Annotated in this window: 24 protein-coding genes; 7 read left to right on the forward strand and 17 right to left on the reverse strand. The window is 62.1% G+C overall.

The features are described 5' to 3' along the window. Positions 1-61 precede the first annotated feature (61 nt). The gene (flhB, locus tag ACU8HS_RS05820) at positions 62-1,141 is read left to right on the forward strand and encodes a flagellar biosynthesis protein FlhB (RefSeq protein ID WP_112566788.1); all 1,080 of its coding nucleotides are present in this window, start codon (positions 62-64) and stop codon (positions 1,139-1,141) included. 5 nt (positions 1,142-1,146) lie between these two features. After that, entirely contained in the window at positions 1,147-1,587 is a 441-nt protein-coding gene (locus tag ACU8HS_RS05825; protein ID WP_112566791.1) for a hypothetical protein, read from the forward strand. Positions 1,588-1,737: 150 nt separating this feature from the next. Here ACU8HS_RS05825 and visR read toward each other — a convergent pair whose 3' ends face one another. The 13 genes from visR to ACU8HS_RS05890 all read right to left on the reverse strand — a co-directional run bounded on the left by visR (position 1,738) and on the right by ACU8HS_RS05890 (position 14,111). After that, complete coding sequence (gene visR / locus ACU8HS_RS05830; RefSeq protein ID WP_112566794.1) at positions 1,738-2,484, reverse strand: transcriptional regulator VisR; 747 nt, start codon at positions 2,482-2,484, stop codon at positions 1,738-1,740. A gap of 8 nt (positions 2,485-2,492) precedes the next feature. After that, positions 2,493-3,239: a transcriptional regulator VisN gene (gene visN / locus ACU8HS_RS05835; protein ID WP_112566797.1), complete on the reverse strand. Its 747-nt coding sequence runs from the start codon at positions 3,237-3,239 to the stop codon at positions 2,493-2,495. Positions 3,240-3,841: 602 nt separating this feature from the next. Next, the gene (gene fliF, locus ACU8HS_RS05840) at positions 3,842-5,539 is read right to left on the reverse strand and encodes a flagellar basal-body MS-ring/collar protein FliF (RefSeq protein WP_113413086.1); all 1,698 of its coding nucleotides are present in this window, start codon (positions 5,537-5,539) and stop codon (positions 3,842-3,844) included. Between the two features lie 114 nt (positions 5,540-5,653). After that, positions 5,654-6,043: a chemotaxis protein CheT gene (gene cheT, locus ACU8HS_RS05845; protein ID WP_112566803.1), complete on the reverse strand. Its 390-nt coding sequence runs from the start codon at positions 6,041-6,043 to the stop codon at positions 5,654-5,656. Positions 6,044-6,059: 16 nt separating this feature from the next. Continuing rightward, a complete protein-coding gene (cheD, locus tag ACU8HS_RS05850) occupies positions 6,060-6,614 on the reverse strand; it encodes a chemoreceptor glutamine deamidase CheD (protein WP_112566807.1) in 555 nt (184 codons plus the stop codon). Beyond that, on the reverse strand, positions 6,611-7,000 hold the full coding sequence (locus ACU8HS_RS05855) for a response regulator (protein ID WP_007816129.1): 390 nt from the start codon (positions 6,998-7,000) through the stop codon (positions 6,611-6,613). Before ACU8HS_RS05855 ends, cheD begins: the two co-directional genes overlap by 4 nt. Then, positions 7,000-8,049, reverse strand: a complete 1,050-nt coding sequence (cheB, locus tag ACU8HS_RS05860) for a protein-glutamate O-methylesterase CheB (RefSeq protein ID WP_112566810.1) — start codon at positions 8,047-8,049, stop codon at positions 7,000-7,002. Before cheB ends, ACU8HS_RS05855 begins: the two co-directional genes overlap by 1 nt. Next, on the reverse strand, positions 8,046-8,957 hold the full coding sequence (gene cheR, locus ACU8HS_RS05865; RefSeq protein WP_112566813.1) for a protein-glutamate O-methyltransferase CheR: 912 nt from the start codon (positions 8,955-8,957) through the stop codon (positions 8,046-8,048). The genes cheB and cheR overlap by 4 nt, the downstream gene beginning before the upstream one ends. Next, entirely contained in the window at positions 8,954-9,421 is a 468-nt protein-coding gene (locus ACU8HS_RS05870) for a chemotaxis protein CheW (protein ID WP_112566816.1), read from the reverse strand. Before ACU8HS_RS05870 ends, cheR begins: the two co-directional genes overlap by 4 nt. 6 nt (positions 9,422-9,427) lie before the next feature. After that, complete coding sequence (locus ACU8HS_RS05875; protein WP_112566819.1) at positions 9,428-11,728, reverse strand: chemotaxis protein CheA; 2,301 nt, start codon at positions 11,726-11,728, stop codon at positions 9,428-9,430. A gap of 20 nt (positions 11,729-11,748) precedes the next feature. Continuing rightward, complete coding sequence (gene cheY1, locus ACU8HS_RS05880) at positions 11,749-12,114, reverse strand: chemotaxis response regulator CheY1 (RefSeq protein ID WP_003570362.1); 366 nt, start codon at positions 12,112-12,114, stop codon at positions 11,749-11,751. Continuing rightward, positions 12,111-12,407: an STAS domain-containing protein gene (locus ACU8HS_RS05885; RefSeq protein WP_112566822.1), complete on the reverse strand. Its 297-nt coding sequence runs from the start codon at positions 12,405-12,407 to the stop codon at positions 12,111-12,113. Before ACU8HS_RS05885 ends, cheY1 begins: the two co-directional genes overlap by 4 nt. Before the next feature lie 63 nt (positions 12,408-12,470). After that, a complete protein-coding gene (locus ACU8HS_RS05890) occupies positions 12,471-14,111 on the reverse strand; it encodes a globin-coupled sensor protein (protein ID WP_377313404.1) in 1,641 nt (546 codons plus the stop codon). A 639-nt stretch (positions 14,112-14,750) separates the two neighbouring features. On the opposite strand from ACU8HS_RS05890, the gene ACU8HS_RS05895 reads away from it, so the two are divergent. Continuing rightward, positions 14,751-16,175: an ArnT family glycosyltransferase gene (locus ACU8HS_RS05895; RefSeq protein ID WP_377313406.1), complete on the forward strand. Its 1,425-nt coding sequence runs from the start codon at positions 14,751-14,753 to the stop codon at positions 16,173-16,175. Between the two features lie 102 nt (positions 16,176-16,277). Here ACU8HS_RS05895 and ACU8HS_RS05900 read toward each other — a convergent pair whose 3' ends face one another. Next, positions 16,278-16,583, reverse strand: coding sequence for a helix-turn-helix domain-containing protein (locus ACU8HS_RS05900; protein ID WP_112753749.1), 306 nt, complete (start codon positions 16,581-16,583; stop codon positions 16,278-16,280). Positions 16,584-16,617: 34 nt separating this feature from the next. Between ACU8HS_RS05900 and ybaL the strand changes: the two genes are divergently transcribed. From ybaL to ACU8HS_RS05920, 4 genes are all read left to right on the forward strand, one after another. Then, positions 16,618-18,441 carry a YbaL family putative K(+) efflux transporter gene (ybaL, locus tag ACU8HS_RS05905; protein WP_447015548.1) on the forward strand — a complete coding sequence of 608 codons (1,824 nt, stop codon included), beginning with the start codon at positions 16,618-16,620 and terminating at the stop codon, positions 18,439-18,441. 54 nt (positions 18,442-18,495) lie between these two features. After that, positions 18,496-18,876 (forward strand): hypothetical protein, encoded by a 381-nt coding sequence (locus ACU8HS_RS05910; RefSeq protein ID WP_447015549.1) that lies wholly within the window; start codon positions 18,496-18,498, stop codon positions 18,874-18,876. An 85-nt stretch (positions 18,877-18,961) separates the two neighbouring features. Further along, positions 18,962-21,514 carry a protein translocase subunit SecD gene (gene secD / locus ACU8HS_RS05915; protein WP_112754758.1) on the forward strand — a complete coding sequence of 851 codons (2,553 nt, stop codon included), beginning with the start codon at positions 18,962-18,964 and terminating at the stop codon, positions 21,512-21,514. Positions 21,515-21,610: 96 nt separating this feature from the next. Then, on the forward strand, positions 21,611-22,327 hold the full coding sequence (locus ACU8HS_RS05920) for a sensor histidine kinase (protein WP_447015550.1): 717 nt from the start codon (positions 21,611-21,613) through the stop codon (positions 22,325-22,327). 19 nt (positions 22,328-22,346) lie between these two features. Here ACU8HS_RS05920 and ACU8HS_RS05925 read toward each other — a convergent pair whose 3' ends face one another. The 3 genes from ACU8HS_RS05925 to ACU8HS_RS05935 all read right to left on the reverse strand — a co-directional run bounded on the left by ACU8HS_RS05925 (position 22,347) and on the right by ACU8HS_RS05935 (position 24,354). Next, positions 22,347-22,784: a response regulator gene (locus ACU8HS_RS05925; protein WP_112566845.1), complete on the reverse strand. Its 438-nt coding sequence runs from the start codon at positions 22,782-22,784 to the stop codon at positions 22,347-22,349. A gap of 30 nt (positions 22,785-22,814) precedes the next feature. Continuing rightward, positions 22,815-23,519 carry a helix-turn-helix domain-containing protein gene (locus tag ACU8HS_RS05930; RefSeq protein WP_112754755.1) on the reverse strand — a complete coding sequence of 235 codons (705 nt, stop codon included), beginning with the start codon at positions 23,517-23,519 and terminating at the stop codon, positions 22,815-22,817. A 463-nt stretch (positions 23,520-23,982) separates the two neighbouring features. Continuing rightward, on the reverse strand, positions 23,983-24,354 hold the full coding sequence (locus tag ACU8HS_RS05935; protein WP_112704576.1) for a response regulator: 372 nt from the start codon (positions 24,352-24,354) through the stop codon (positions 23,983-23,985). Positions 24,355-24,435: the final 81 nt, after the last annotated feature.

The following is a 24,435-nucleotide window of genomic DNA, read 5'->3' on the forward strand; positions in this document are numbered from 1 at the left end:
CGTCCTTGGAAACAGGCCGCGCCGCAGCAGCGGCCTTTTTCTTTGACGGAGGGCCACGCATTTGGCCGATGAAGACAAGGACAGCAAAACAGAAGCCCCTACCGCGAAAAAGCGGTCTGATGCTGCCGAAAAAGGGAATACCCCCCACTCGCGCGAAATCTCCATCTTCGCGACGATTCTGGCGACCTTCGTCTACCTCGTCTTCTTCCTGCCCAGCGCAACGTCACACATGGCCGAGACCCTGCGCGACGTCTTCGAGCAGCCGGACCAGTGGAAAATCGAGACCGGGCCTGACGTCATCTCGCTCTTTGCCAAGCTCGGCTGGGCGGTGGCCGCGCTTCTTGCCCCCGCCTTCATCATGTTCATGGTCTTCGGCATCGCCTCGTCGGTCTTTCAGAACCTGCCGACGCCGGTGCTCGAACGCATCCGTCCGCAGGCGTCGCGTATTTCGCCGATCAAGGGATGGTCGCGGCTCTTCAGCCTTCAGGGCCTCGTCGAATTCGGCAAATCGCTGTTCAAGGTCGTCGTCGTCGGGGTGATTCTCTTCTTCGTGCTCAGAAGCGAATATTTCGGCTCGATCGACGCGATGTTCTCCGATCCGCAGACGATCATGGTGCGGATGATGACGGCGATGCGCAAGATCATCATCGTCATGCTGATTGCCACCGCCATCGTCGCCATCGCCGACGTCTTCTGGACGCGCTATCACTGGTTCACCGAACTGAAGATGACGAAGCACGAGGTGAAGGAAGAAAACAAGCAGTCGCAGGGCGACCCCTTCGTCAAGAGCAGACAGCGCTCCGTCATGCGCGACCGCGCCCGCCGGCGCATGATCGCCAGCGTCCAGCGCGCCACCCTCGTCATCGCCAATCCGACGCACTATGCCGTGGCGCTGCGCTACGTGCGCGAGGAAAACGACGCGCCGGTCGTGCTTGCCAAGGGGCAGGACCTGATTGCGTTGAAAATCAGAGAGATCGCCGAAGAGAACAACATCCCCGTGTTCGAGGATCCGCCTCTCGCACGCTCCATGTTTGCGCAAGTCTCGGTGGATAGTGTCATACCGTCAGTCTTCTATAAGGCCGTCGCGGAACTCATTCATCGGGTTTACGCCGCGGAGGCCAAGAACAAACGGGTAAGATAAGTCGAATGAAAAAATGCCCCTACTCTGCCCAGCGTGAAAAAATCCTTGCAGAAGCGATCAGCCCGGTCGCAACCGAGCTCAGGCTTCTGGACGCATCCGATCTCATTTCTCTGCTGCGTTTCGAGTATTACGGCAATCTCGCCGATCTCGTCGCTTCCGCGGCGGAACTGTTTTTCCACCCCGGTACTGTCAACTTCGGCCTGGGGGGAAGTTATACGCTGGAATGGGGTGGCAAGCCCGAAGTTGTGCTCGATCTTGAAATCAAGCCGCGCGGCGTGACCGTCTATGCGCAATTGACGCTGGCCGAAGACCATGCCGGCATCGAGATCAATCATATTTCCTTCCAGAACGCCTCCAGCGATCCGGACGTAAACACGGCTTTCCTGGAAAGAAGCCTGCGCGACGCGCGCTATATCGTGGCCAGGCCCCAGGCGCTCGCCAGCTGAAGCATTTTTCGCTGCGGATTGTCAGGCCCGGCCCGCAAGGCGCCGGGCCTTGCCGTTTGCAGAGCCCTTCCGCCTTCCTCGATACAGGAGACGCTCCGGCCTTCACACAATTCCGGGCGCAAGCCGCGGCCCGCTTTCGCCGGGATTGTTCTAGCTGATGTAGCCCAGGCGAATCGCCTTGGCGATCGCCTGGATTCGGTTGACCGAATCGAGCTTGATGGTCGCCGAGCCGAGATAGGCGTTCACCGTATGAACGGACAGGCCGAGCTTGTCGGCGATTTCTTCGCTGATACGGCCGTCGCCGGCAAGCTGAAGGCAGGCGATCTCCCGCTCGCTCAGGGCTTCGGTGGCCGCCGCACGCCGTTCGTCCAGCGACAGAAGGTCCATCATGACATTGCAGCAGCGGCCGTGCAGCTCGATGATCGTATCGCTCTGCGGATCGAGATCGTCGCCGGTGAAGAGCACGAAGCCGTTGCCGATGGCGCCGAGGCGCACCGGGAAGGCAAGACCCGAGAAAGGCACCACGCCGTCCCTCAGCCTGACCATGAAAGGCGAGAAATCGGCAGGACCCGGAGCCGCGCGATCATGGCTGCCGGCCCAGAACAAAGGCAGCAGGGAGCGGTCGATGTGGTCGAGCAGGGCCTCGCCATAGGCATCGACGAAGGCTTTGCCGAAACCGGCATTCGAGGGACCCCAGTTCTCCAGCTCGCAAATCAGGCGCTGTTTTGCCGGCACGCCGGAGCCGCTGACCCGGAAGACGGCGAAGCCCTGCGCATCGGCAAGCTTCTGCATGGCAATCAGGCGCGGGAAAAGGTCAGACCGGCTGGAAATCCTGTTCACACGGACCATCCGCATCTGGTCCGTATTGCCTATGGCCCTGCCTGGTTGGTGCCCCATGATTCCTCTCAGACGAGATTGTTGCGAACGGCGAAGGCTATCGCTTCGGAACGCGTCTTCGTTGCTGTCTTGCGCATCACGCTGGTGATGTAGTTGTTGATCGTATTGCGGGAGATGCCGAGGATCATGGCGATCTCGTCGCTCGTCTTGCCTTCGGCGATCCAGAAGAGGCATTCCAGCTCGCGGTCCGTCAGTTCGAAATCGCGATCGACCTTCGTGCCGCCGCAGCGAAGGAAACTTGCGAAATAGCCGGCAAGCAGCCCGACGTCGCGAAGGCGTTCCGGCGAAAGCACGAAGCCTTCCCTGAACAGGAACATCAGCGCCAGACGAGAGCGACCGACATTGAAGGTCAGCGAGCAATATTGCCGGCTCGCACCGTAGGGCAGTTCGGCGCCTTCGGGCAGGAGCGCGAAGCCCGGCTGCAGCACCTGCATGCACTTCTCGAATTCGGTCGAACGCGCGTAACCGGCAACCAGGTCGTTGGCGACGTCCTTCACCAGATCGAAAGGCCAGTCGGACGAGACGATGAAGTCCAGGCCGCTTTCCTGGATGAGGTCGCAGCGCGCCATCAGATAGTGCATGGCGCCGACATATTCGGTCAGCGCCCGCAGGCCGGCCTGCAATTTGCCGGTTTCGGCAATGACGCGAAGGCGATCGATCAGTTCATCGCGCGGCAGAAGATCCGGTACATTGGCGCCGACGAAGTTCGCCATCTGCTTCTCGCCTTTATTCGCCTGAAATATGTCCATATCCATTGGCAGTGACCTGCGGCTGAGAAACTGTCGATTCCCGCAAAAAAGTTCTGTTTTTGTGAAAGGGATTCAAACACATGCCCCACGCGAATCCCACTCCGAATCACTTAAGGGTAAGCCAACCATCGCAAATCACCATCTCCGACTTCTGGGGATTTACTTTTGCGGCCTTCCATGCGGTGATTCGATCACCACTCCACTCTCGCGAAGATATATGAAGCTAGGATGATTCTGGCCCTGGCCGCAATGTTCCTCGCCTTATGCGCGAGTGACGGCGAGCGGAATTATCGATGCGAATGACGTAATTATCACAGTTCCCGGAAGGGAATCGCCGCAACCGAATGCCCGGCGAAAGCAAGTTTCAGACGCCTGAAAGCAACGCTCTGCTGTTTTACTGGAGACATACTTGGGCCTTTCGCCTTATGCAGGGCTTGAGCCTCGTTTGAGCGGCGCCATTCCGCCACCCTGCGACTTCTACATCGGCATTCTGTGCAATGGCGCAATCGGCCTGCCTGCGAACCGGCAATGCGTGCGGGTAACGTTGCCGTTACCGGCGGACCTTTCCACAGCTGAAATGAAAAAAGGCCGGTTTCCCGGCCTTTTCATCATGCTGCTTCGTCGATGGCCCATTTCCTGAGGATCTTCGCGGCGCGCTCCTCGTTGATCTCCACCATGCGGGCGAGCTTGCGTTCCGGGCCTTCCTTGACGCGGCGGTTGAAGTTGCCGTCGTCGTCGCCGAGGCTGAGCAGATCCTCGGTGCTGTCGAAGCCGAAGTCGGAGCCGAAGCCGTCCATGAGCGCGCCGCCGGCGGCAGCACCCGCCGGTGCGAAGTCCGGCAGTTCCAGGCCGGCCGATTCCGGAGTTGCGTCGCCGAAGACCGCAGCGGAGGAGGATGCCGAGCCGTTGATGGTGCGCAGGAGAGGACGCACGCCCAGCCAGACCACCACGAAGGCGACCGCGACGAAGGCCAGCGAGTTGATGATGCCTGCGAGATTGCGGCTCAGCATATCCATGACATGGATGCCGTTGTTGGCGTCGTCGAGGAGCTGGTTCTCGAGGAAGTCCATCGCCGTGACCGTGACCACGTCGCCGCGGTTCGTATCGAGGCCGGCGGCCGAGGCGACGATGCTCTTCATCTCCGCCAGATAAGCGTCGATCTTGGCCTGGTCGGCCGGCTCGCCCACCATCTTGGCGATGCGGCCCTTGTTGACGACGACGGCGACGGAGAGCTTCTCGACGCGGTAGCTGTTGCGCGTCGTGGCCGTCGTCTTGCTGTTGATTTCGTAATTGGTCTGCTCTTCGCGCTTGTCGGACTTGTCCTCCGACTGCGGACCATTCGCGCCGCCGGAATCGGGGGCTGCCTGCGGAATGTTCTGCTCGACCGTCGTGGCGTTGTCGGACTGACGCTGCTGCGACTGGGCGTTTTCCTTGGTGGAGCGAACCGAGCGTTCGACCTTGGATTCCGGATCGTAGACGGTTTCCTGGATCTGCTGGGCGTCGGTGTTCAGATTGGCCGTGACGCTGGAGCGGAAGTTGTCCATGCCGAGGAAGGGTGCCAGCGCCTTGTCGATATTCGATTCGATTTCCTGCTGCACGTTCTGGACGATGCTGAGAGAACGGTTCAGCGTGCTGTTGCTGGCTTCGTCGCCGGAAGCGAGAAGCTGGCCGGCCGAATCGAGAATCGTCACGTCATCGACGTCGAGCCCCGGCACGGCCGAGGCGACAAGGTGGCGGATCGAGGTGGCAGCGTTCCGCCCGGTCGCGGCGCTGGCGCGAATCATGACGGATGCCGTCGGCTTCTGTTCGGCCTTCCGGAAGTTGCCGACCTCGGGCATGACGATGTGGACGCGCGCGGCGGTGATGCCCGAGATCGACTGGATCGTGCGGGCGATTTCGCCTTCGAGGGCGCGCACCCGGGTCACTTCCTGCATGAAGGAGGTGAGGCCGAGCGAACCGACATTGTCGAAGAGTTCGTAGCCGGCATTGGCGCTGTTCGGCAGACCGCGTTCGGCAAGCAGCAGGCGGGCCTTGCCCGTCATGCCGGCCGGTACGGTGATGCTGGAGCCGTCCGATCCCACCTGAAAATCGATATTGCTTTCGGCGAGCGCCATGCTGATCTGGTTGAGATCTGGCGTCTCCAGGCCAACGTAGAGCGTTTCCTGGGCCGGTTTGTTGACGAAAATTGCCGCCGCCAGGATGATTGCGATGGAAGCGGCGCCGACCCCACCAAGGATCATCAAACGCGTCCGCCCAAGGGAACCAAAGTTCTTAAAGATCTGAACTAATTGATTTAACAGATTCATTCTGTTCTCGCACGATCCGTCAAAGACAAAGCAGGCTTATTGCCTCATTTGACGAATAGACGCCGAAACTTGTGCGAGCGTTTCGTTCGGCGCATGCAGGAATGAATTGCCGGATCAGAAGAAATCGAAGTCGCCGGCAGCCTTGCTGAGCGGCTGGGAATGGCCGTGACGGGTACCGCCGCCGAGCGCCTTCTGCATTTCGGCAAGCTTGACGAGGCTAAGTGCGGTGGCGACGTCGATCGACCAGCTCTGCGGGATTTCACCGGTGATGGTGTCGATGAATTCGGCCAGACCGCGCGATTTCTGCACGGCAAGATCGATGCCCTGCATCACCTTCATGCTGTCGGGAGAGTTCAGGATTTCCGTGCCGCCCAGTTCGAGCAGCTGGGGTTCGATCCGTTCGATGAGGTAGGCGACGTCGTGAAGCTCGGAAACAATGCGCATCAATATGTCGCTCAGCGCCTCAACCGGCGACGGCGGCTCGATAATCGGTGTAAAAGTCATATAAAAATCCTCGCCATTAAAAGAATTCGATACTGGTTTCGGCGGGCTTCTGCGGAGCGGCGGGACGCTGTTCGAGAGCGACGGTTCGCTGCGTTTCGGCACCGGTCAGCGGGTATTGCCGGGCACGGCCGGAAACCGGCCAATATTCGATCTTGCGTCCATGCTCTCCGCCGGTGCTGGAGCCGACCACCGGAATGCCTTCATCCCGAAGGAACTGCACGGCGAAGGCCGCGTTCTGCTCGCCGACGTTCGAGAACGTCGAGATCGTCTTCGCGCCTCCGAATATCTTGGCCTCCAGCCGGTCACGCCGGGCGCCCTGTTTCAGTAGGCCGTTGATCAGCAGTTCCATGAGATGCACGCCGTATCGCGTGGCATCGCCGCCGGTCATCGGGGTGTTGCCTGTCCCCGGCAGCAGGAAGTGGTTCATGCCGCCGACACCAGCGACGGGATCTCTGAGGCAGGCTGCCACGCACGAGCCAAGGATGGTCGTGAGCACCGCATCCGGATCGCTCAGGACCTTGTATTCACCCTGGATGATGTGTACGCGACGGGCCGTACCCTCAGTGATCATTTCAGGGCTCCAAACACGGCTTCGATAGCCGCTTTCATCTTTTCGATGGTGAAGGGCTTTGCCAGGACGTTGTTTGCCCCGAGCTGGGCAGCTTTCGTCACCAGCGCGCGGTCGCCCTGTGCCGTGAGGATGATGAATGCAGCCTTCTTGGTGTTGGGGTTGCTGCGAACGGCCTGCAGGAAGCCGATGCCATCCATCTTCGGCATGTTGAAGTCCGAGATCACGAGGTGGTGCGGCTGCTCCGCCATGATCTTCATACCCTGCTCGCCGTCACCGGCAGAGGTGATCTGCTTGAAGCCGAGCTGCGTCAGCGCGTCGCTGAGCAGCAGGCGGCTCGTAACCTGATCGTCAACGATCAGAACTTTGATTTTCTCCGCGATCGACATTATTCGGTCCCTTCCTTTCGGGCGGCTGTCATTTTCAGTATCTCTTCGCCGATAGCAGCAAGCGGGAGCTGCTGCTCAACTGCGCCAAGTTCGTAGGCAACTCTTGGCATTCCGTAAACAACGCAGGTTTTTTCGTTCTGGCCGAGCGTTCTGGCCCCTGCGTGTCGCATTTTTAACAGTCCGGCAGCCCCATCGCGACCCATGCCGGTGAGGATCACCCCGACAGCATTGCGTCCGGCGAGCTCGGCAACCGAATCGAAGAGCACGTCGACCGACGGGCGATGGCCGTTGACCGGCCCCCGGTCGACCAGCCGGCAGCAGGGCGCCGATACGTTGGCGACCTGCAGATGACGTTCGCCGCCGGGCGCCAGATAGACCTTGCCGATCTCCAGACGCGCGCCGTCGGTCGCTTCTTCCACCACCGGCGCACACAGGCGGTTCAGCCGTTCGGCAAAGCTCTTGGTGAAGGTCGGCGGCATATGCTGGGTGATGACGGTCGGCGGGCAGTTCGCCGGGAATTTCTGCAGCACGGCGATCAGGGCCTCCACGCCGCCGGTCGACGAACCGATCGCCACGATCTTGCGGCCGACGCGGAAGTCGGCGACGGCGGGCGGCGGCGTGACGGCGGCAGGCTTGGCCGGCTGCCCGAAATTGCGCTGCGTGCGGGCGGCCGCCTTCACCTTCTCGACGAGGTCGCCGAAGGGGCGCGGTTCGCCCGGCTGCGGTTTGCCGACGCAATCGAAAGCGCCGATTTCGAGGGCTGCAAGCGTCGCCTCCGCGCCGCGATGCGTCATGGTCGAGACCATGATGACGGGCATGGGCCGCAGCCGCATGATCTTTTCGAGGAAATCGAGGCCGTTCATGTTCGGCATCTCGATATCGAGCGTGACGACGTCCGGGTTCAGCCGCTTGATCGCCTCGCGCGCCTCCAGGGCGTCGCCGGCCTGGCCGATGACGCTGACTTCGGGATCCGAACTCAGGACGGCCGAAATCAGGCCGCGCATGGTCGGCGAGTCGTCAACGACGAGAACTCTTGCCGGAGCGCTCATGCCTTCCTCCCGATACCCTTGGTCGTATAGCGATAGGTGGTGATACCGACATTGTCGAAGACGTGCTTGGCCTCGCCCGAGACGCGCTCGGAGTGGCCGATATAGAGATAACCGCCTTCCGGCAGCAGGCCGGCGAAGCGCTGCCAGATCTTCATCTGCGTCGGCTCGTCGAAATAGATGACGACGTTGCGACAGAAGATGACGTCGAACTTGCCCTTGAACGGCCATTGCGCCATCAGGTTCAGTTCGTTGTAGGTGATCAGGCGCTTCACGCGGTCGTCGACCTGGAACTTGCGGCGTCCCTGCATCTCGACCTCGGTAAACCATTGCTTACGCATGGCGGGCGAGACGGTCTCCAGCGCGTTTTCGTCATAGGCGCCGGTGCGGGCGATCGCCAGGATCTTCGGATCGATGTCGGTTGCGAGAATCTTGAAGTCGTAGTCGGCGATGTTCGGCATCATCGACAGAACGGTCAGCGCGATCGAATAGGGCTCCTGCCCGTCCGAGGACGCAGCCGACCAGATCCGCACGCGGCCGCCGGCGCGCGCCCGGTTCAGGAGATCGGGCAGAACATGGTCGCGCAGGTGCTCGAAATGGTGGTTTTCGCGGAAGAAGCGCGTGAAGTTTGTCGTCAGGTGCGACAGCATCTCGCGCCGGGCGGCAGCGCCTGCCGGCGAGGCAACGAGATCGCAATATTCGCGAAATCCCGAAAGGCCGAGATTGCGGATGTGTTTCGACAGACGCGAGTAGACCAGCGAGGCCTTCGTCTCGTTCAGATAGATCCCTGCATCCGAATAGATCATTGCAGCGATTTCCGAGAGGTCGCGGCGCGTCAGCGGATACTCGCCGCTCGCCAGAACCTCGTCGGCACCGGGCTGCCTCTGATCTTTTAGGCCAAGTGCATTCATGCGGCTTCGCTTTCGGTCTCGGGGAACAGGGCTTCAAGTTCGATCAGGCAGATCATTCGCTTCTCGATCGAGAGAATGCCGCGGGCGAACTGACGCTGAAGGTCGGAGGACACTTCGGGCGTCGGCTGGATGTCCGCGTCGGTGACGGTCAGAATGTCGGAAACCGCATCGACCAGCAGGCCCACCGTCTTGCGGCGGACCTGGGCGACGATGATGACGTGACGCGCGGTCGGATCGACCGGCTTCATGCCGAGCCGGGCCGACAGGTCGATGATCGGCAGCACCGCACCACGCAGGTTGATGACGCCGATCATATAGGACGGCGAGTGCGGCATCGCGGTCGCCGGGGTCCAGCCCCGGATTTCGCGGACCGCCATGATGTTCACGCAGAATTCCTGATCGCCGATGCGAAATGCGATAAGCTCGTTTCCGCCCAGGGTCAGATTTTTTGCCGTGTACGACATCGCCTCTTATCCTACTGCCGCCAGAGACATTTCCGCCTTGAGCGACTGACCGCGCGAGGCGCCGACGACTGCGTCCACGTCCAGGATGAGGGCCACGCGGCCATCGCCCAGAATGGTTGCAGCGGCGATGCCCGGGACGTGGGTGTAGTTCGCCTCGAGGCTCTTGATGACGACCTGGCGCTGGCCCTGGATCGCATCGACCATGAGCGCGCGCTGACCGCCGCCTTCGGATTCGACGAGAAGGGCGACACCTTCGACCGGATTGGCCTGGGTGGCGCGGAAGTTCAGGATACGACCGACATCGACCAGCGGGCAGAAGGAGTTGCGGATCGAGATCAGGCGATGGTTGGCGCCGAAGGAATGGATCGACGCGGCTTCCGGCTGCAGGGTTTCGACGATGGCCGTCAGCGGCACGACAAGGGTCTGGCCGGCGACCGTGACCACCATGCCGTCGAGAACGGCGAGCGTCAGCGGCAGGCTCATGGTGAAGACCGAGCCCTGGCCCGGCTTCGAGGTGATGTTGATGCGGCCGCCGAGCGCCTGGATCGAGCGCTTGACGACGTCCATGCCGACGCCGCGGCCGGAAATGTCGGAGATCTTGTCGGCCGTGGAGAAGCCCGGCAGGAAGATCAGGTTGTCGATTTCCTCATCCGACAGGTTGGCGTCGGGCGAGATCAGCTCGTTGGCGATCGCCTTCTGGCGGACCTTTTCGCGGTTGATGCCGGCGCCGTCGTCGGCGAGTTCGATCAGGATGCGGCCCGAACGGTGCTTTGCCGTCAGGCGGACCGTGCCTTCGGTGTTCTTGCCGGCAGCGGCGCGCTTTTCGGGCGTTTCGATACCGTGGTCGACGGCGTTGCGGATCATGTGCGTCAGCGGCTCGGCCAGCTTGTCGATGACCGTCTTGTCCACTTCGGTGTTTTCACCTTCGGTAATCAGGCGGATCGACTTGCCGGTCATGTCGGCGATTTCGCGAACGATACGCGACATGCGCTGGAAGACCGGCTTCACCGGCTGGGCGCGGATCGCCATGACCGAGTCCTGGATCTCGCGCGTGAGCTGCTGCAGCTCTTCGAGGCCCATGTTGATGGAGGACGTGCCGGTCGTATCGTTTTCGATGACGCTCTGGGAAAGCATCGCCTGGTTGATGACAAGCTCGCCCACGAGGTTGATCAGGCGGTCGACGCGGTCGAGATCGACGCGGATGGTCTGGCCGGCGCTGGCAGCGGCATTGTTCTGGGCCGCAGCACTGGCCGCTGCGGCGGCAGCGGCGGCAGCCGATTCCTTCTTTTCGACACGGGCGGCGGCAGCCGCCATCTGCGTGACGTTGGTCGCCGTTTCAGCGGCGGCAACGGCAGCAGCGGTGTCGTCGGCCTTGGCCTGGGCAGCGGCCGGCGCTTCGGAGGCGCCGCCTTCGTCCAGGATCGAAAGATCGAACGGAACCGGGACCATCGGCAGTTCGTCATTGGTCTCGCCCGGCTTGCTGTCCTCTGCCGGCTTCACGGTCAGATCGCAATCCCATTCGGCAAATTCGAAGACCGAGCGGATGGCGTCTTCGCCCTTGTCGGTCTTGATCGTGATGTTCCAGAAGAAATAGGCGCCTTCCGGATCGAGCTCCTCGAGGCCCGGCAGGGCATCGGCGTTGCAATAGATGCTCATCTCGCCGAGGCGGGAGAGGTCGCGCAGAAGAAGCGTGGCGTCGTTGCCCTTCGAATAGAGTTCGAAGCGCGGCTTGAAGGTGATTTCGTAGGCCGGCAGATCGACCGGCTTCTCTTCGCCGCCGAAATCGTCGAAGGAGAAGGGGATCGGCTGGAAGCCGCTATCGTCGGTCGGCGCGGGAGCCGGGGCCGCAGCAGCCGGAGCGGGAGCGGCCTTCGGGGCCGGCTTCGGCGCGGGCGCCTCGGAAACTGCCGAGGGAGACGGCAGCTCGCCATGGGCAAGCGCTTCCAGTTCCTTGACGAGGCCGCGGCTTCTGCTTTCGTCGACGCTGCCGCCATCGCGGGCAGCGTTGGTCAGGTCGGCGAGCACGTCGGCCGACTTCAGCATCACCTTCAGGACGTCCTGGGTCGGCTCAAGCTTGTTGGAACGAACGCAATCAAGTGTGGTCTCAAAGACGTGGGCGAAGGCGACGAGATCATCCAGGCCAAAGGCGCCGGCACCGCCCTTGATCGAATGGACCGCACGGAAGACCGCATTGACGGTTTCCGGGTCGCGATCGCCATCATTCATTTTCAGGAGACCGGATTCCAGTTCGGCGAGCTGTTCCTCGCACTCCTGGAAAAAGATCTCTTTGATTTCGTTCATATCCATAGGAGCAGATCCTGGGCGTTTTAAGCGGTTACACGCTCGATGGCATCAATGAGCTTGGCGGGGTCGAAGGGCTTGACGATCCAGCCGGTGGCGCCGGCCTGGCGGGCGCGGTTCTTCTTTTCCGCGTCGCTTTCGGTCGTCAGGACCAGGATCGGGATCGCACGGTATTTCTCGTTGCGGCGGACACCTTCGATGAAGCCGAAGCCGTCGAGGCGCGGCATGTTGATGTCGGTGACGATGACGTCGGGATTGGACTCTTCGAGAACTTCGAGGCCCTCAACGCCGTCTTCAGCCTGGATCGTCTCGAAGCCCGCATTGTTCAGCGTCACGAGAAGCATGTTTCGGATGGTGCGGGAATCGTCCACCGTCAGTACTTTTTTCTTCATTGCCGGATCTCCTTGGCAAGCAGATGGTCGATATCGACGCCAACCAGCTGCATGGTTTTGTGAAATGCGTCGGACACCTTCGAGAAGGTGAACGACTGCTTGTCCTGGTCCCAGGTCTTCTCGGCGGCCATCAGAACCTGGGCGCAAAGAGCGCCGATGCGTTCGACTGCCGAAGCATCGATCGCCAGTGGGTTACCTCGCATGGAGAGAAGCTTGTCGCGCAATGCGGAAGCCTCATTGAGATCAAGAACCGCTGCCAAATTCAGCGTCTTGGCACTCTTCTTTGCTGCCATCAGCTTTTCCTTGTTCCCTTGTCCCCGACCCGCGAAAGCGAGCCGACGTCATAATCCGATAGGTTAGTAAACATTCCGCCCACCTCCGGCGCTTGCGAGAGGCAACGGCATGCTGAAATCGTCATTCTCGTATTCGTCCTCGACCGTTTCCGGACGCGCCGCGATCGCAACCGGCCGAGGCTCGGAAACGCGCGGCGGATGCGGCCGTGTCGCGTAAGCGTTTTCGCGGGCAATGCGGAATTCGCGGATCGTCTGGCCGAGTTCCAGAATGACCGTGTGGAGGTGATCGGCGCCTTCGGCCGAACGCTCCGCAAGGCCGGCATTGTCCGCCACCTCGCCGCCGAGGCCCTTCACGTCGGCCGTCACGGCCTCAAGACCGGCCGCGTGCTCGCCCGTCTCGTGGGCGATATTGGCGATTGCGGCGTTGATGTCCGTCACCTGACGGACGATGCTGGCGATCGAATCCTGGGTGCGTCCGACCATCTGCACGCCGGCATCGACCTGCGTCTTTGTGGTCGTCACCAGCGTCTTGATCTCGCGGGCAGCTTCGGCGGAGCGCTGGGCGAGCGCGCGGACTTCCTGTGCCACGACCGCAAAACCGCGGCCGGATTCGCCGGCGCGCGCGGCCTCGATGCCGGCGTTGAGCGCCAGCAGGTTCGTCTGGAAGGCGATGTCGTCGATGGCGCCGATGATCTGACCGATCTTTTCGGCCGACTGCTCGATATCGGCCATGGCCGATATGGCGCGGCCGACGACCTCGCCGCTTTCCTCGACGGCGGCGCGCGTTGCGGCGGCGGCCTGTTCGGCGGCGCGGCTGCCGGCGGCGCCTTGACGCACGCGCTCGGCGATGCCGCCCAGGGCTGCGGCGGAAAGCTGCAGGCGATTTGCCTGGCCGGTGGCGTTGCCGGCGAAATTGCGCGAGGCGCCGGCAAGCGATTGCGTCGCGGCTTCCGCCTTGGCGTTGCGCTCGGCAATCGCGGCAAATTCGGCCTGAAGGCCGTCAAGCGCCGCGTTCAGCGCCTCGGCAATATCGGCATGCGCGCCATCGAGCGGCGCACGCCGCGTCAGGTCACGCGCCGACAGCCCTTCGATGACATCGCCGAAGATGCGGGCCACTTCCGCTTCGCCCCGAGCGCGCTGGTCGGCGAGCGCGCGCTGCTGGAGGGAGCGCAGCGAATTGAAGCGCAGGGAGACGGCGATTTCGACGTCGACCATCACGATGCGGATGATCGATGTCATCAGGTCGGTGATTTCACGGGCGCGACGCCTCGCCGAGGGCAGCACCGGCCGGCCGGCCAGTTCGTCGGCCAGACCGGAAATCACATGTTCCAGCATGACGCCGTGACCGGCCACATGCCAGCGCGGGTCGAGGCCGATCTTGCTTTCGGTATCGGAGAGAACCTTGACGCGCTCGGCATAGAGACTGTCGAAACGCGCGTCCGTCAGCACATCCCAATGCGAGGATTGCAGGTCGTGCAGGCGCTCGATCTGGCGCTCGCTTTCGAAATTGCGGGCGGCATCGGGGAAAGACTGGAAACGGTGGAAGAGATCGCGCAGGCCCGCCTTCAGGTGGGCTTCCAGCGTCGGCCGGTTGCGGCGGACCATCTCGCACTGTTCGGTGTCGAGGCCGGCAAAGCGCAGGCGGTCGCGCAGGCTGCCTGCCTGTGCTCCACGCGCCTGATCTGATGGCAAATCCTGCCTCAACGCCTGTCCCCAACCACTTTCCGGGCGAACCCGGCCAAAAACTTTTGACGCTTCCGAAGAACGCCACGCACGGAGACTGTCTTCGCCATCGGTCACGACCGATGGGCTGAAGCCTCCTGCTCAGCAATTCTGTTTCGGAGCTGCCTGAAGAGATGGATACCGGATCGACCCGGTACGGCGGTACGGCGTCATGCCTGGTGGGAACGAGTGCATCTTCCCATTCCGACGTGTAATCCAATGTTTATGGTTAATTCCTTGCTTGAAGGTTAATAAGCCATTCCCGCCTGAAGCTTTTGAAACAATTAGGCAGACTTCGCATAGTAAATACTGGCGCGGAGTTGCATGGCTGCTACAAGGCACACGCAAGCTCTATGTTATAGAACCGATTTCAAGCGCCTGACATGACGTCGACAAGGAAAGAGAAATGATTGTTCTCGGAATGGGTTCCTGCCTGATCGCGCTGGCGATCGCCGCGGCCATCACCCTCCTCGATACGATCGCGGCACACCGCGACAACCGCACGCTTCGCGTCTTTTAAGGGCCGGCGCGCCTTACGTCTCCCGCTACCTTTCCCGTTGGCAGCCCGGCACCGTTGGTGTATCGACACGCGCTCCTCGTGTCAGCGGAAGTAACGGATTTATGTCAGCTCGGACCGGCCTCATCATCATCCTGGCGTTTACGATCTTCCGCATCGTGACTTTGCATTTCGATACGACGGACCTGTTCGTCGACGAGGCGCAATACTGGTTCTGGTCGCAAAATCCCGATTTCGGCTATTATTCCAAGCCGCCGATGATCGCCTGGGTGCTGAGGATCTTCACCGCGCTTGCCGGCTCCAGCGACATCTACTGGCTGCGGCTGCCCGGCCCGCTCTTCCATTTGGCGACCGCGCTGGTGCTGATGAAAATGGCAAAACGCTTCGTCGGGCCTGAGATCGAGGGCTGGGTCGGCGCGACCTATATCACGCTGCCGGCGGTTGCGCTTTCTTCGGTCTTCTTCTCGACCGACGTCATCCTGCTCTTCTTCATCGCCATTGCACTCGTTGCCTATTTCGAACTGACGCAACGGCGCTCGATCGGGCTGGCGCTTCTCATGGGTGCCGGCGTCGGGCTGGCGTTTCTGACCAAATATGCCGTGCTCTTCCTCGTGCCGGGCGGCGCCATCGCCATGCTGCTCATTCCGGCGGCGCGCATCTGCGTGCGCGACTTCGTCGTTGCCGTGGTCACGTCCGCGGTCGTTGCCTTCCCGAACCTCTGGTGGAACCTTCAAAACAACAATACGACCGTGCGCCACACGCAGGATATCGCGCACTGGAGCGATCTCGGCGTCAACGTGGGCGCAGGGCTGGAATTCTTCTCCGCGCAGTTCGGCGTCGTCGGCCCGATCGTCTTCTTCGCCATGCTCTGGGCGGCCTGGAACATGGTTCGCGGCCGCAGCGAGCCGCGCGAGAAGATGCTCGTCTGGCTGTCGATCCCGGTCGTGCTGCTCATCACCCTGCAGGCGACCGTCGCCAAGGCCTATGCCAATTGGGGCGTCACGGCCTATGTGGCGGGCGTCGTGCTTGCGGTCTGGCTGCTTCAGCGCCTGTGGCCGAACGGTCTCAAGATCTCGCTCTGGATCAATGGCGTCGCCTGCCTTCTCTTTCCCTTCGCGACGATCTTCTCGCACCAGCTGGTGCTGCCCGGCGGCAAGGAAGTCATGCAGCGCTATCTCGGCCGGGCCGAAGTCAGCCGGCAGGCTGCCGACCTTGCCGCGCAGGCCGGGGCCGGCATCATCGTTACCGACAACCGCGACATGGTCGCCGATCTCTTCCATACGCTGAGAGCCGCCCCCTACAAGATCTACGCCCGTGCGCCGGCCGACCTGCCGGAGAGCTATTACGAACAGGAATTCGCCCTGCCGGCCGATACGAAGGCGCCGGTCCTCTTCGTGACGGTCAATATGCTGAGCTGCGCCGGCGAGGCGCCGGAATTGCTGAAGAGCTGGCAGCCGGCAAACGGCAATTACCGGGGCAAGACGATCTATGCCTACAAGGTCGACGCCACCTGCCTGAAGCGGCCCTAGAATATTTCCGGCGAGGATTGAATCGCCTGAAATGCTTCATCGCCCAGGCAATTGCGGACGCAAAGCCGCTGCGCAGATTTGCGCGACATGCGTCAAAACCGGTCAGTTCGCGGGCTCGGGCATGCAAAGGCCGGTCCCGCCGCCCTCCACTTCGATGAATTTCACGCCGCCTTCCTCGAAGGCCAGGCGCAGCTGCGCCTCCGTCGCGCGGTGGATTTCGTGGTGGCGGCCCTCATAGTCGCGTATCGTGCTGCGCGAGACGGCGGCCTTCTCCGCTAGGTCCGCCTGCGTCCAATCGAGCAGGCCACGGGCCGCCCGACACAAAGCGGGCGTCAGAATTGTCTGTTTTGCGCCTTGACCCATGTTTCCAAACCACCCATATTGGTCAATATAGATCATATATGTCATGTTTTGAACGGGATTTCCAGATCGGGAGAGAGCGATGCCCCACGATACGCCTTTGATTTCGACCATTGTCGGAGGCCTCGTGCTGGCATTTATCCTGGGGGCGATCGCCAATCGCCTGCGTCTTCCGCCTCTCGTGGGATATCTTGTCGCAGGCGTGCTCGCCGGCCCGCATACGCCGGGTTTCGTCGCCGATCAGAGCCTCGCGCCCGAGCTTGCCGAGATCGGCGTCATCCTGCTGATGTTCGGCGTCGGCCTGCATTTCTCGCTGAAGGACCTGCTTTCGGTGCGCGGCATCGCCGTACCGGGCGCGGTCGCGCAGATCGGCTTTGCGACCCTGCTCGGCTGGGGGCTCGGCGCGCTCATGGGATGGCCGACGGGCGGCAGCCTCGTCTTCGGGCTCGCGCTTTCCGTCGCCTCGACGGTCGTGCTCCTGAAAGCGCTGCAGGAGCGGCGTCTGGTCGAGACCGAGCGCGGACGCATCGCCGTCGGCTGGCTGATCGTCGAAGACCTCGCGATGGTTCTGGCGCTGGTGCTGATCCCGGCCGCCGCCAGCATCAGCGGCGGCGGCCATGGCCCGGTCGAGCCGCTTTCGGCGGGGCTCAACCGGCTTCTCGGCCTCGATCTCGGCGTCGGCGGCATTATCGCCATGACGCTGGTCAAGGTGGTGCTTTTCGTCGCGCTCATGCTGGTCTTCGGCCGCAAGCTCATTCCCTGGACCATGCACCGCATCGCCCATACCGGCTCGCGTGAACTCTTCCGCCTCGGCGTGCTGGCGATCGCGCTCGGGGTTGCCTTCGGCGCGGCCAAGCTCTTCGGCGTCTCGCTGGCGCTTGGCGCCTTCTTTGCCGGCATGGTTCTCGCCGAAAGCGAACTCAGCCATCGCGCCGCGCAGGAAAGCCTGCCGCTGCGCGACGCCTTTGCCGTGCTGTTCTTCGTCTCGGTCGGCATGCTGTTCGATCCCTATATCCTGATCGAGCGGCCGTTGCCGGTGCTTGCAACCATTTTCATCATCGTCATCGGCAAATCGGTGGCCGCCTTCCTGATCGTCCTGCTGTTCAAAAAGCCGGTCAGCACGGCGCTGACGATTTCGGCCAGCCTCGGGCAGATCGGCGAATTCTCCTTCATTCTGGCCGCGCTCGGCGTCGAACTCGGCCTGCTGCCGGAGGAGGGGCGCGACCTCATCCTTGCCGGCGCGATCATCTCGATCATTCTCAACCCGCTGCTGTTCTTCCTCTGCGACCGTATGCGGCCGCTGCTCGAAAGCCCGAAGCGCGAAGAACCGGCGGCGGAACCGGCAGCCCCGGCGGCCGATGCCGCGCCCGGCCATACGGAGGAGCTGCCCGACGGAGACGAGCCTCATCCGACGGCGCTCGCCGGCCATGCCATCCTTGTCGGTTACGGCCGTGTCGGCAGCATCGTCGGCCAGAACCTCAAGTCATCGGGCACGCCGTTCCTCGTCATCGAGGATTCCGACAAGAGGGTCGCCGAGCTGCACGCGCAGGGAATCGAGGTTCTTGCCGGCAATGCCGTGACCCGCGAAACGCTCGATCTTGCCAATCTTGCCGGTGCGCGCAGCCTCGTCATCGCCATCCCCAACGCCTTCGAGGCCTGCCGCATCGCCGAGCAGGGGCGCGCCGTCAATCCCTCGATCCTGATCGTCGCGCGCGCCCATTCCGATGCCGAAGTGGAGGAACTGCGGCAATACGGCGCCGATACCGTCATCATGGGCGAGCGGGAAATTGCGCTTGGCATGGTTGACCGGCTGGCCCAAGTGCATCATGACAGTGCACCCTATGAAGACGGAGCTTCGGCTGGTACAATCCAGCCGCCGGTGGAGCCTCCGCCGGAAAAAGAATGAGAGATTGCCGCGCCTTTGAGCCGATTTGGGAGTGAAATCGACAGGACTGGGGAGATGGAGCTGGAACAGCGCCGTCTGGTTAGCCGTATTGCCGCCTCCGTCGTCGTTGCAATCCTTGCCTATCTCGGCCTGCTCTTCGGCGGCAATATCGTCATCGGCCCGTCCGCGGCGCCGAACAGCCTCTCCTCTTCGAGCCGGGATACGCAGCAGACGCAGGTAACGGCGCGCGACGCCATTCGCGGGTTGCTGATCAGCGACCGCAAGGCTGCGCCGAAACAAACGCTTCAGGATGCCGGTCCGGCGGCGCTTGCCGTTGTTCCTGCGCTGCACTTTGCCGGCTGGGGCGCCTCCACGCCGGCGCCTGAATTCGAAGCGCCGCCGCACCCTGCCGCAGCCCGGACGCAGCAGCCGCGCGCGCCGCCGCAGGCTGCCTGAATCCCATAGCCTTCGGGCGTTTCTGATCCATAGACATGCCGCAGCGCGGTTGCGCCGGCCCAAGCATTATCCAAGGATTTAAAATATGCGCAATTCACCATGGCTGGTGTTCACCTATACGGTGATCATCGTGCTCGGCCTGTTGATCGCCCTGCCGAACGCATTGCCGCAAAGCGTGCTGCAGCGCCTGCCCGCCTGGCTGCCGCACAGCCAGGTTTCCCTCGGCCTCGACCTTCGCGGCGGCTCGCATCTCGTGCTCGAGGTGGACGAAGCAGACCTCACCAAGGAGCGCCTGAACTCGCTCCTGCAGGATGCGCGCCGCGTGCTGCGCGAAAAGAACATCCAGCCGAAGTCGGTTGTGCGTAACAACAACAATATCGTCGTTTCGCTTGCCGATCCGTCGCAGAGCGACGCGGCCGTCACCCAGCTTCGCACGCTCGGCAATGTGATCGCCAGCGGCATCAGCGCCGGCCAGTCCGACCTTGCGGTCACGGCCGATGGCGGCAACATCACCATCGGCTTCTCGCCGGCCGGCATCTCCACCAACGTCGACAATGCCGTGGCGCAGAGCCTTGAAGTCATCCGCCAGCGCGTCGACCAGGTCGGCGTTGCCGAGCCGACGATCCAGCGCATCGGCGCCAACCGCATTCTCGTCCAGCTTCCAGGCGCGCAGGATCCGTCCCGCCTTCGCGAACTCCTCGGCTCCACCGCCAAGATGTCCTTCCACATGCTCGCCCCGAACGGCCAGGCCGGTCCGGGTGTGACGATCATGAAGGATGACGAGGGCAACAGCTACCCGGTTCTCGACCGTGTCGAGATTTCCGGCGACCGCCTCTCGGATGCCCGCGTCAGCTTCGACCAGAGCCAGCAGCCGGTCGTTACCTTCCGCTTCGACAGCGCCGGCGCGACCCGCTTTGCCGATATTACCCGCCAGAACGTCGGCAACCCCTTCGCGATCGTGCTTGACGACAAGGTGCTGAGCGCGCCTGTCATCCGCGAGCCGATCACCGGCGGTTCGGGCCAGATCTCCGGCAACTTCACCACCGACAGCGCCAATACGCTGGCCGCCATGCTGCGCGCCGGCGCCCTGCCCGCCAAGCTGACCGTCATCGAAGAACGCACCGTCGGCGCCGACCTCGGCGCGGATGCGATCAGGATGGGCCTCTATGCCGGTGTCGTCGGCTTCGTGCTCGTCGCCGCCTTCATCCTCGTGCTCTACGGCACCTGGGGCATTCTCGCCAATATCGCGCTTCTCATCCACACGATCCTGACCTTCTCGGCGCTGACGCTGGTCGGCGCTACGCTGACACTGCCCGGTATTGCCGGCGTCGTGCTCGGCATCGGCCTTGCGGTCGATGCGAACGTCCTGATCAACGAGCGCATCCGCGAAGAAACCCGCAAGGGCAAGAGCGCCTTTGCGGCGATCGATACCGGCTTCCGCCGCGCCTACTCGACCATCATCGACGGCAACATGACGGCGCTGATTGCCGCCGCCATCCTGTTCTGGTTCGGCTCCGGCCCGGTTCGCGGCTTTGCCGTGACCATGGCGCTCGGCCTGATCATCTCGATGTTCACCTCGGTCGCCTTCGTGCGCGTCACGATGATCGAGATCACCCGCCGCCGCAAGCTGAAGGTGCTGAACATCAAGCCGCTGTTCCCCCTCTTCAGCCCCTACGACAAGCATATCCAGTTCATGAAGGCGCGCTTCTTCGGCGTGACCGTCTCCGCCCTGCTGTCGATCGCCTCGATCGCCCTCTTCATCTATCCGGGCCTCAACTACGGCGTCGACTTCCGCGGCGGCATCCAGATGTCGGTGAAGACGCAGGACGCTGCCGACCTCGGCCGCTTCCGCGAGGGCCTGAACGGCCTCGGCCTCGGCGAAGTGGCATTGCAGTCCTTCGGCGACAACAACACGATGCTGGTGCGCGCGCAGCGGCAGGAAGGCGGCGAAGAAGCGCAGACCGCGGCCGTCACCAAACTCAAGGCCGAGATTGTCAAGATCGACCCGTCGGCGACCGTCACCGGCACCGACGTCATCGGTCCGAAGGTCAGCGGCGAGCTTGCCTGGGCCGGTATCCTGTCGGTCGTCATCGCCAGCCTCGCGATGCTGTTCTATATCTGGTACCGCTTCGAATGGCCGTTTGCGGTCGGCGCCATCGTCACGCTCATTCTCGACGTGACCAAGGCGATCGGCTTCTTCGCGCTGACGGGGCTGGACTTCAACCTGACGGCGATCGCGGCGATCCTGACGCTGGTCGGCTACTCGGTGAACGACAAGGTGGTCGTCTACGACCGCATGCGCGAAAACATGCGCCTCTACAAGTCGATGCCGCTGCGCGAGATCATCGACAAGTCGATCAACGAGACGCTGGCCCGAAGCCTCTATACCAATGCGACGGCCTTCCTCTCGCTGCTGCCGATGGCAATCTGGGGCGGCAGCGCGGTGGAAAGCTTCGCGGTGCCGATGGCCTTCGGCATTCTGGTGGCCGCCGCATCCTCGGTGTTCATCGCAGCGCCGATCCTGCTCTTCCTCGGCGACTGGCGCCGCCGCCACGCCAAGGCGGTCGCCGCCTCCAACGATGCGGCCGTGGAAATCATTCCGCCGGACGCGGACCAGCCGCGCAAGTCGGCCAGCTGAACAAGCAATGCCTGACATCGACTTGAAGAGGGCGCCGGTTGCAGAACCGGCGCCCTCTTTCTATGTTCGGTTCAAAGAGATCGGGAGCACCGCCACATGTCTTCCACCCCGACGTCGAAAAAGCCGGAAACCGGTTCCACCAGCGATCAGGAGGAGCGCATCAAACGCTTCCTCGCGACCGCCTCTCACGACCTGCAATCGCCGCTGCGCCACATCGCCATGTATGCGGAAATGCTGCTCGACGACCTGGAACCGACGCTGGACAGCGAACAGCTGCAGAGCCTCAGGATGATCATGGATAAGGCGCAGACGGCGCAGCGGTTGACCAGGGCATTGATGAGCCTCGCCGGCACGACGCCGCAGATCGCCATCGGCGACGTGCGGCTCGCCGAGGTTGCGCAGGAGGCCTGGAAACAGGCGATCGAGGAATTTCCCGTCAGCGGCGCGGCACTCGATGCGGACGCCCTGCCCCTGATCCGCAGCGATGCGGCGCTTCTGACCATCATTCTGCGGCACCTTTTTTCCAACGCGCTGGCATATCGTGGCGCCGCAGCGCCGCATGTCGTCGCAACGGCGGTCCGGGAAGGTGCTGACTGGCGCATCGTCGTTGCCGATAACGGCTGCGGCATCGAGCCGGCCCATCAGGAGAGGATTTTCGACGCCTTCTGGAAACTGCCCAAGGCAGGCAGCGTGCCCGGCCCGGGGCTTGGCCTGACGAGCACGCGCGAACTTCTCGCCGCGCTCGGCGGCGATATCCGGCTTGAGCATTCCGACGACAACGGCAGCCGCTTTGCGATGCGCCTGCCGGCATGAGGCTCGGAGCCTTTCCGGGTCAGATGCTGTAATCGTCCTTCCAGAAATCCGGGACATCATAGGTCACGTATTCCCGGATGATATGCTGCAGCGTCTGGACGTCGATCTCGTCCTTGCCGATGCGGAAATCGACGCCGTAATCGGGGAATTCCTGGAAATAGTTGCCCGATATGTCGGTCGAGACGACGCCGATCGGGCCGGTATAACCGATGCCCCTGAGTTCGGGCACGGTTTCGCGAAAATCCGCATTCGGCAGCAAGCGGTTGTCGAGGAGGACGAGATCGAAGCGGGCCGCCCTTATCTTGTCCAGCGCATCGCCGATCGATTGCGAATATTCGACATCGACGCGCGGTTCGGAAAGTTCGGCGATCTTCTTTTTGAGCGAACGGAATTCGATGAACTCGTCATCGACGAACAATACTTTCACCGCATTCCTGCGCATTGCTTCCGCACTCATCGTTTCATCTTTCCCCAATATGAAACCAGCTCACGAAACCAGGCCGTTTCGCAGCGCAATCGCCACCATATGAACGCGATTGACGGCATCGAGTTTTCGCACTGCGGCCGTGATATGGGAATTGACCGTGTGTTCCGAAAGGCCGAGGATAATGGCGATCTCCGCGGAAGTCTTGCCTTCGCTCGTCCACTTGACGATTTCGGTTTCGCGCTGCGTGAGGCGACCGGACATTTCCTGCGTCAGGATTTCCTCATACAGCTTGTCGAAGATGCGCATGGCATCGAGCAGAATATCGGCCACCTCACCCTGGTCCGGCTCCTGGCGCTGGCCGCCGAGCACCAGGCAGTAGCGGCGCCCTTCCGGCGTGAACAGCGGGATGAAAAGGAATGTGTTGCCGCTGAACTCGTTGAAGACGAGGTCCGACGGATAACCTTCAATCGCCGCGCTTTTCCCATGCACCGGCGTCGTCAGGAACTGCGCCGTCCGCGCCTTGGCCGTCCCGAGCGCTTCCTTCAGCGTCTTGACGAAGAGGCCCATGCGCCGCTCTGCAACATTGGTAATGACGACGTCGCGTTCGCCAAAGGGGGCTGCCGCCTCCGAGATGCGCGCCAAGGTGAAATTGTCGAAATGGTAATGTTGGGCTGCCGCCTTCAGCAGGCGAAAGAAATCGGTGCGATTGATGGCCCGGCTCAGTTCCGGACCGGCATGAAAGGGAACCGCGGCAGCACTGGTCATTCCCACTCTTCCTCCTCCCCGATTTTCACCCGCCGATCCCGAAATCTTAGGATATACGCCTTAGGCGCGAACGATTACAAAAATTGCGAGACGGTTGATGACCGATAACGAAACGGGGGTTTCGATATCGCAAGCGGAGACATCTCAACTACAGGTAATGCATAGGACAGTTTACTCGAACAGTAGCTCTTACCTAGGTATGCCAATCTCTCCGTATTCAACATCCATGAATGCGGAAGACAGTGCCGGAAGTAAGCGCGGGAGGGCCGGCCGAACCATTCAGCTAAGGGGTTGGCTGGCGTTCGTGGCGGCGAACAGGATCGGACGGCTCTCTCAGCGCTTTTTGGTTTTCTTCTCTTCGGCCGGCATTCTGAAATGCGCTGCCGGGCTTGTCAATTGCGCTGACCTGCATGTATCCGGCGCGCTGCGGCCGTCCTGCAATGGTCACGGGTCACGCTGGCAGTCATCGATTGTCGAGGATTGCGGTAAAATTCAGCGGTTTCTCAAGGTAGAAATCGGCGCCGGCGGCAAAGGCCCGTTCCCGGTCCTCCGCCGCATCCGAACCGCTGCAGACGCCGAGCCGCACGGCCGAAAAGCGATCGTCCCGTCGCAGTTGCGCGATCAAGGCGCTGCCGCTGTCCAGGGGCATGTAGAGGTCCGCAATCACTATGTCCGGCGCGCCTTCACCTTTTTCCAGGCGCGCCTCAAGCGCCTCGAATGCGGCAGGTGCTGAGGAGAAGCAGAATAGATCGACATCCACCTGCTGTTTCCTGCGAATATAATCGAGATAGAAGAGATCATCCCTGCTATCGTCGACGTAAAACAAGATCGGCATCGCACACCAAAATCCGGATATTGTTGCGGTCGTTCTGCACTGTCCTTCACGGAGACACTAACGCCACTTCGCTAAAATTCG

This window comes from Rhizobium sp. KDH_Rht_773_N (assembly GCF_052946295.1).

Coding starts and splice junctions, on each gene's coding strand:
- cheY1 (WP_003570362.1), bottom strand. CDS start 12,114: ATGAAGAAAAAAGTACTGACGGTGGACGATTCCCGCACCATCCGAAAC.
- visN (WP_112566797.1), bottom strand. CDS start 3,239: ATGGATATGGACATATTTCAGGCGAATAAAGGCGAGAAGCAGATGGCG.
- ACU8HS_RS05925 (WP_112566845.1), bottom strand. CDS start 22,784: ATGAGTGCGGAAGCAATGCGCAGGAATGCGGTGAAAGTATTGTTCGTC.
- ACU8HS_RS05930 (WP_112754755.1), bottom strand. CDS start 23,519: ATGACCAGTGCTGCCGCGGTTCCCTTTCATGCCGGTCCGGAACTGAGC.
- ACU8HS_RS05870 (WP_112566816.1), bottom strand. CDS start 9,421: ATGTCGTACACGGCAAAAAATCTGACCCTGGGCGGAAACGAGCTTATC.
- ACU8HS_RS05920 (WP_447015550.1), top strand. CDS start 21,611: ATGTCTTCCACCCCGACGTCGAAAAAGCCGGAAACCGGTTCCACCAGC.
- ACU8HS_RS05935 (WP_112704576.1), bottom strand. CDS start 24,354: ATGCCGATCTTGTTTTACGTCGACGATAGCAGGGATGATCTCTTCTAT.
- ybaL (WP_447015548.1), top strand. CDS start 16,618: ATGCCCCACGATACGCCTTTGATTTCGACCATTGTCGGAGGCCTCGTG.
- ACU8HS_RS05885 (WP_112566822.1), bottom strand. CDS start 12,407: ATGGCAGCAAAGAAGAGTGCCAAGACGCTGAATTTGGCAGCGGTTCTT.
- ACU8HS_RS05875 (WP_112566819.1), bottom strand. CDS start 11,728: ATGGATATGAACGAAATCAAAGAGATCTTTTTCCAGGAGTGCGAGGAA.
- secD (WP_112754758.1), top strand. CDS start 18,962: ATGCGCAATTCACCATGGCTGGTGTTCACCTATACGGTGATCATCGTG.
- ACU8HS_RS05910 (WP_447015549.1), top strand. CDS start 18,496: ATGGAGCTGGAACAGCGCCGTCTGGTTAGCCGTATTGCCGCCTCCGTC.
- fliF (WP_113413086.1), bottom strand. CDS start 5,539: ATGAATCTGTTAAATCAATTAGTTCAGATCTTTAAGAACTTTGGTTCC.
- ACU8HS_RS05900 (WP_112753749.1), bottom strand. CDS start 16,583: ATGACATATATGATCTATATTGACCAATATGGGTGGTTTGGAAACATG.
- ACU8HS_RS05855 (WP_007816129.1), bottom strand. CDS start 7,000: ATGTCGATCGCGGAGAAAATCAAAGTTCTGATCGTTGACGATCAGGTT.
- cheD (WP_112566807.1), bottom strand. CDS start 6,614: ATGATCACTGAGGGTACGGCCCGTCGCGTACACATCATCCAGGGTGAA.
- cheB (WP_112566810.1), bottom strand. CDS start 8,049: ATGAGCGCTCCGGCAAGAGTTCTCGTCGTTGACGACTCGCCGACCATG.
- cheR (WP_112566813.1), bottom strand. CDS start 8,957: ATGAATGCACTTGGCCTAAAAGATCAGAGGCAGCCCGGTGCCGACGAG.
- cheT (WP_112566803.1), bottom strand. CDS start 6,043: ATGACTTTTACACCGATTATCGAGCCGCCGTCGCCGGTTGAGGCGCTG.
- ACU8HS_RS05825 (WP_112566791.1), top strand. CDS start 1,147: ATGAAAAAATGCCCCTACTCTGCCCAGCGTGAAAAAATCCTTGCAGAA.
- ACU8HS_RS05895 (WP_377313406.1), top strand. CDS start 14,751: ATGTCAGCTCGGACCGGCCTCATCATCATCCTGGCGTTTACGATCTTC.
- visR (WP_112566794.1), bottom strand. CDS start 2,484: ATGGGGCACCAACCAGGCAGGGCCATAGGCAATACGGACCAGATGCGG.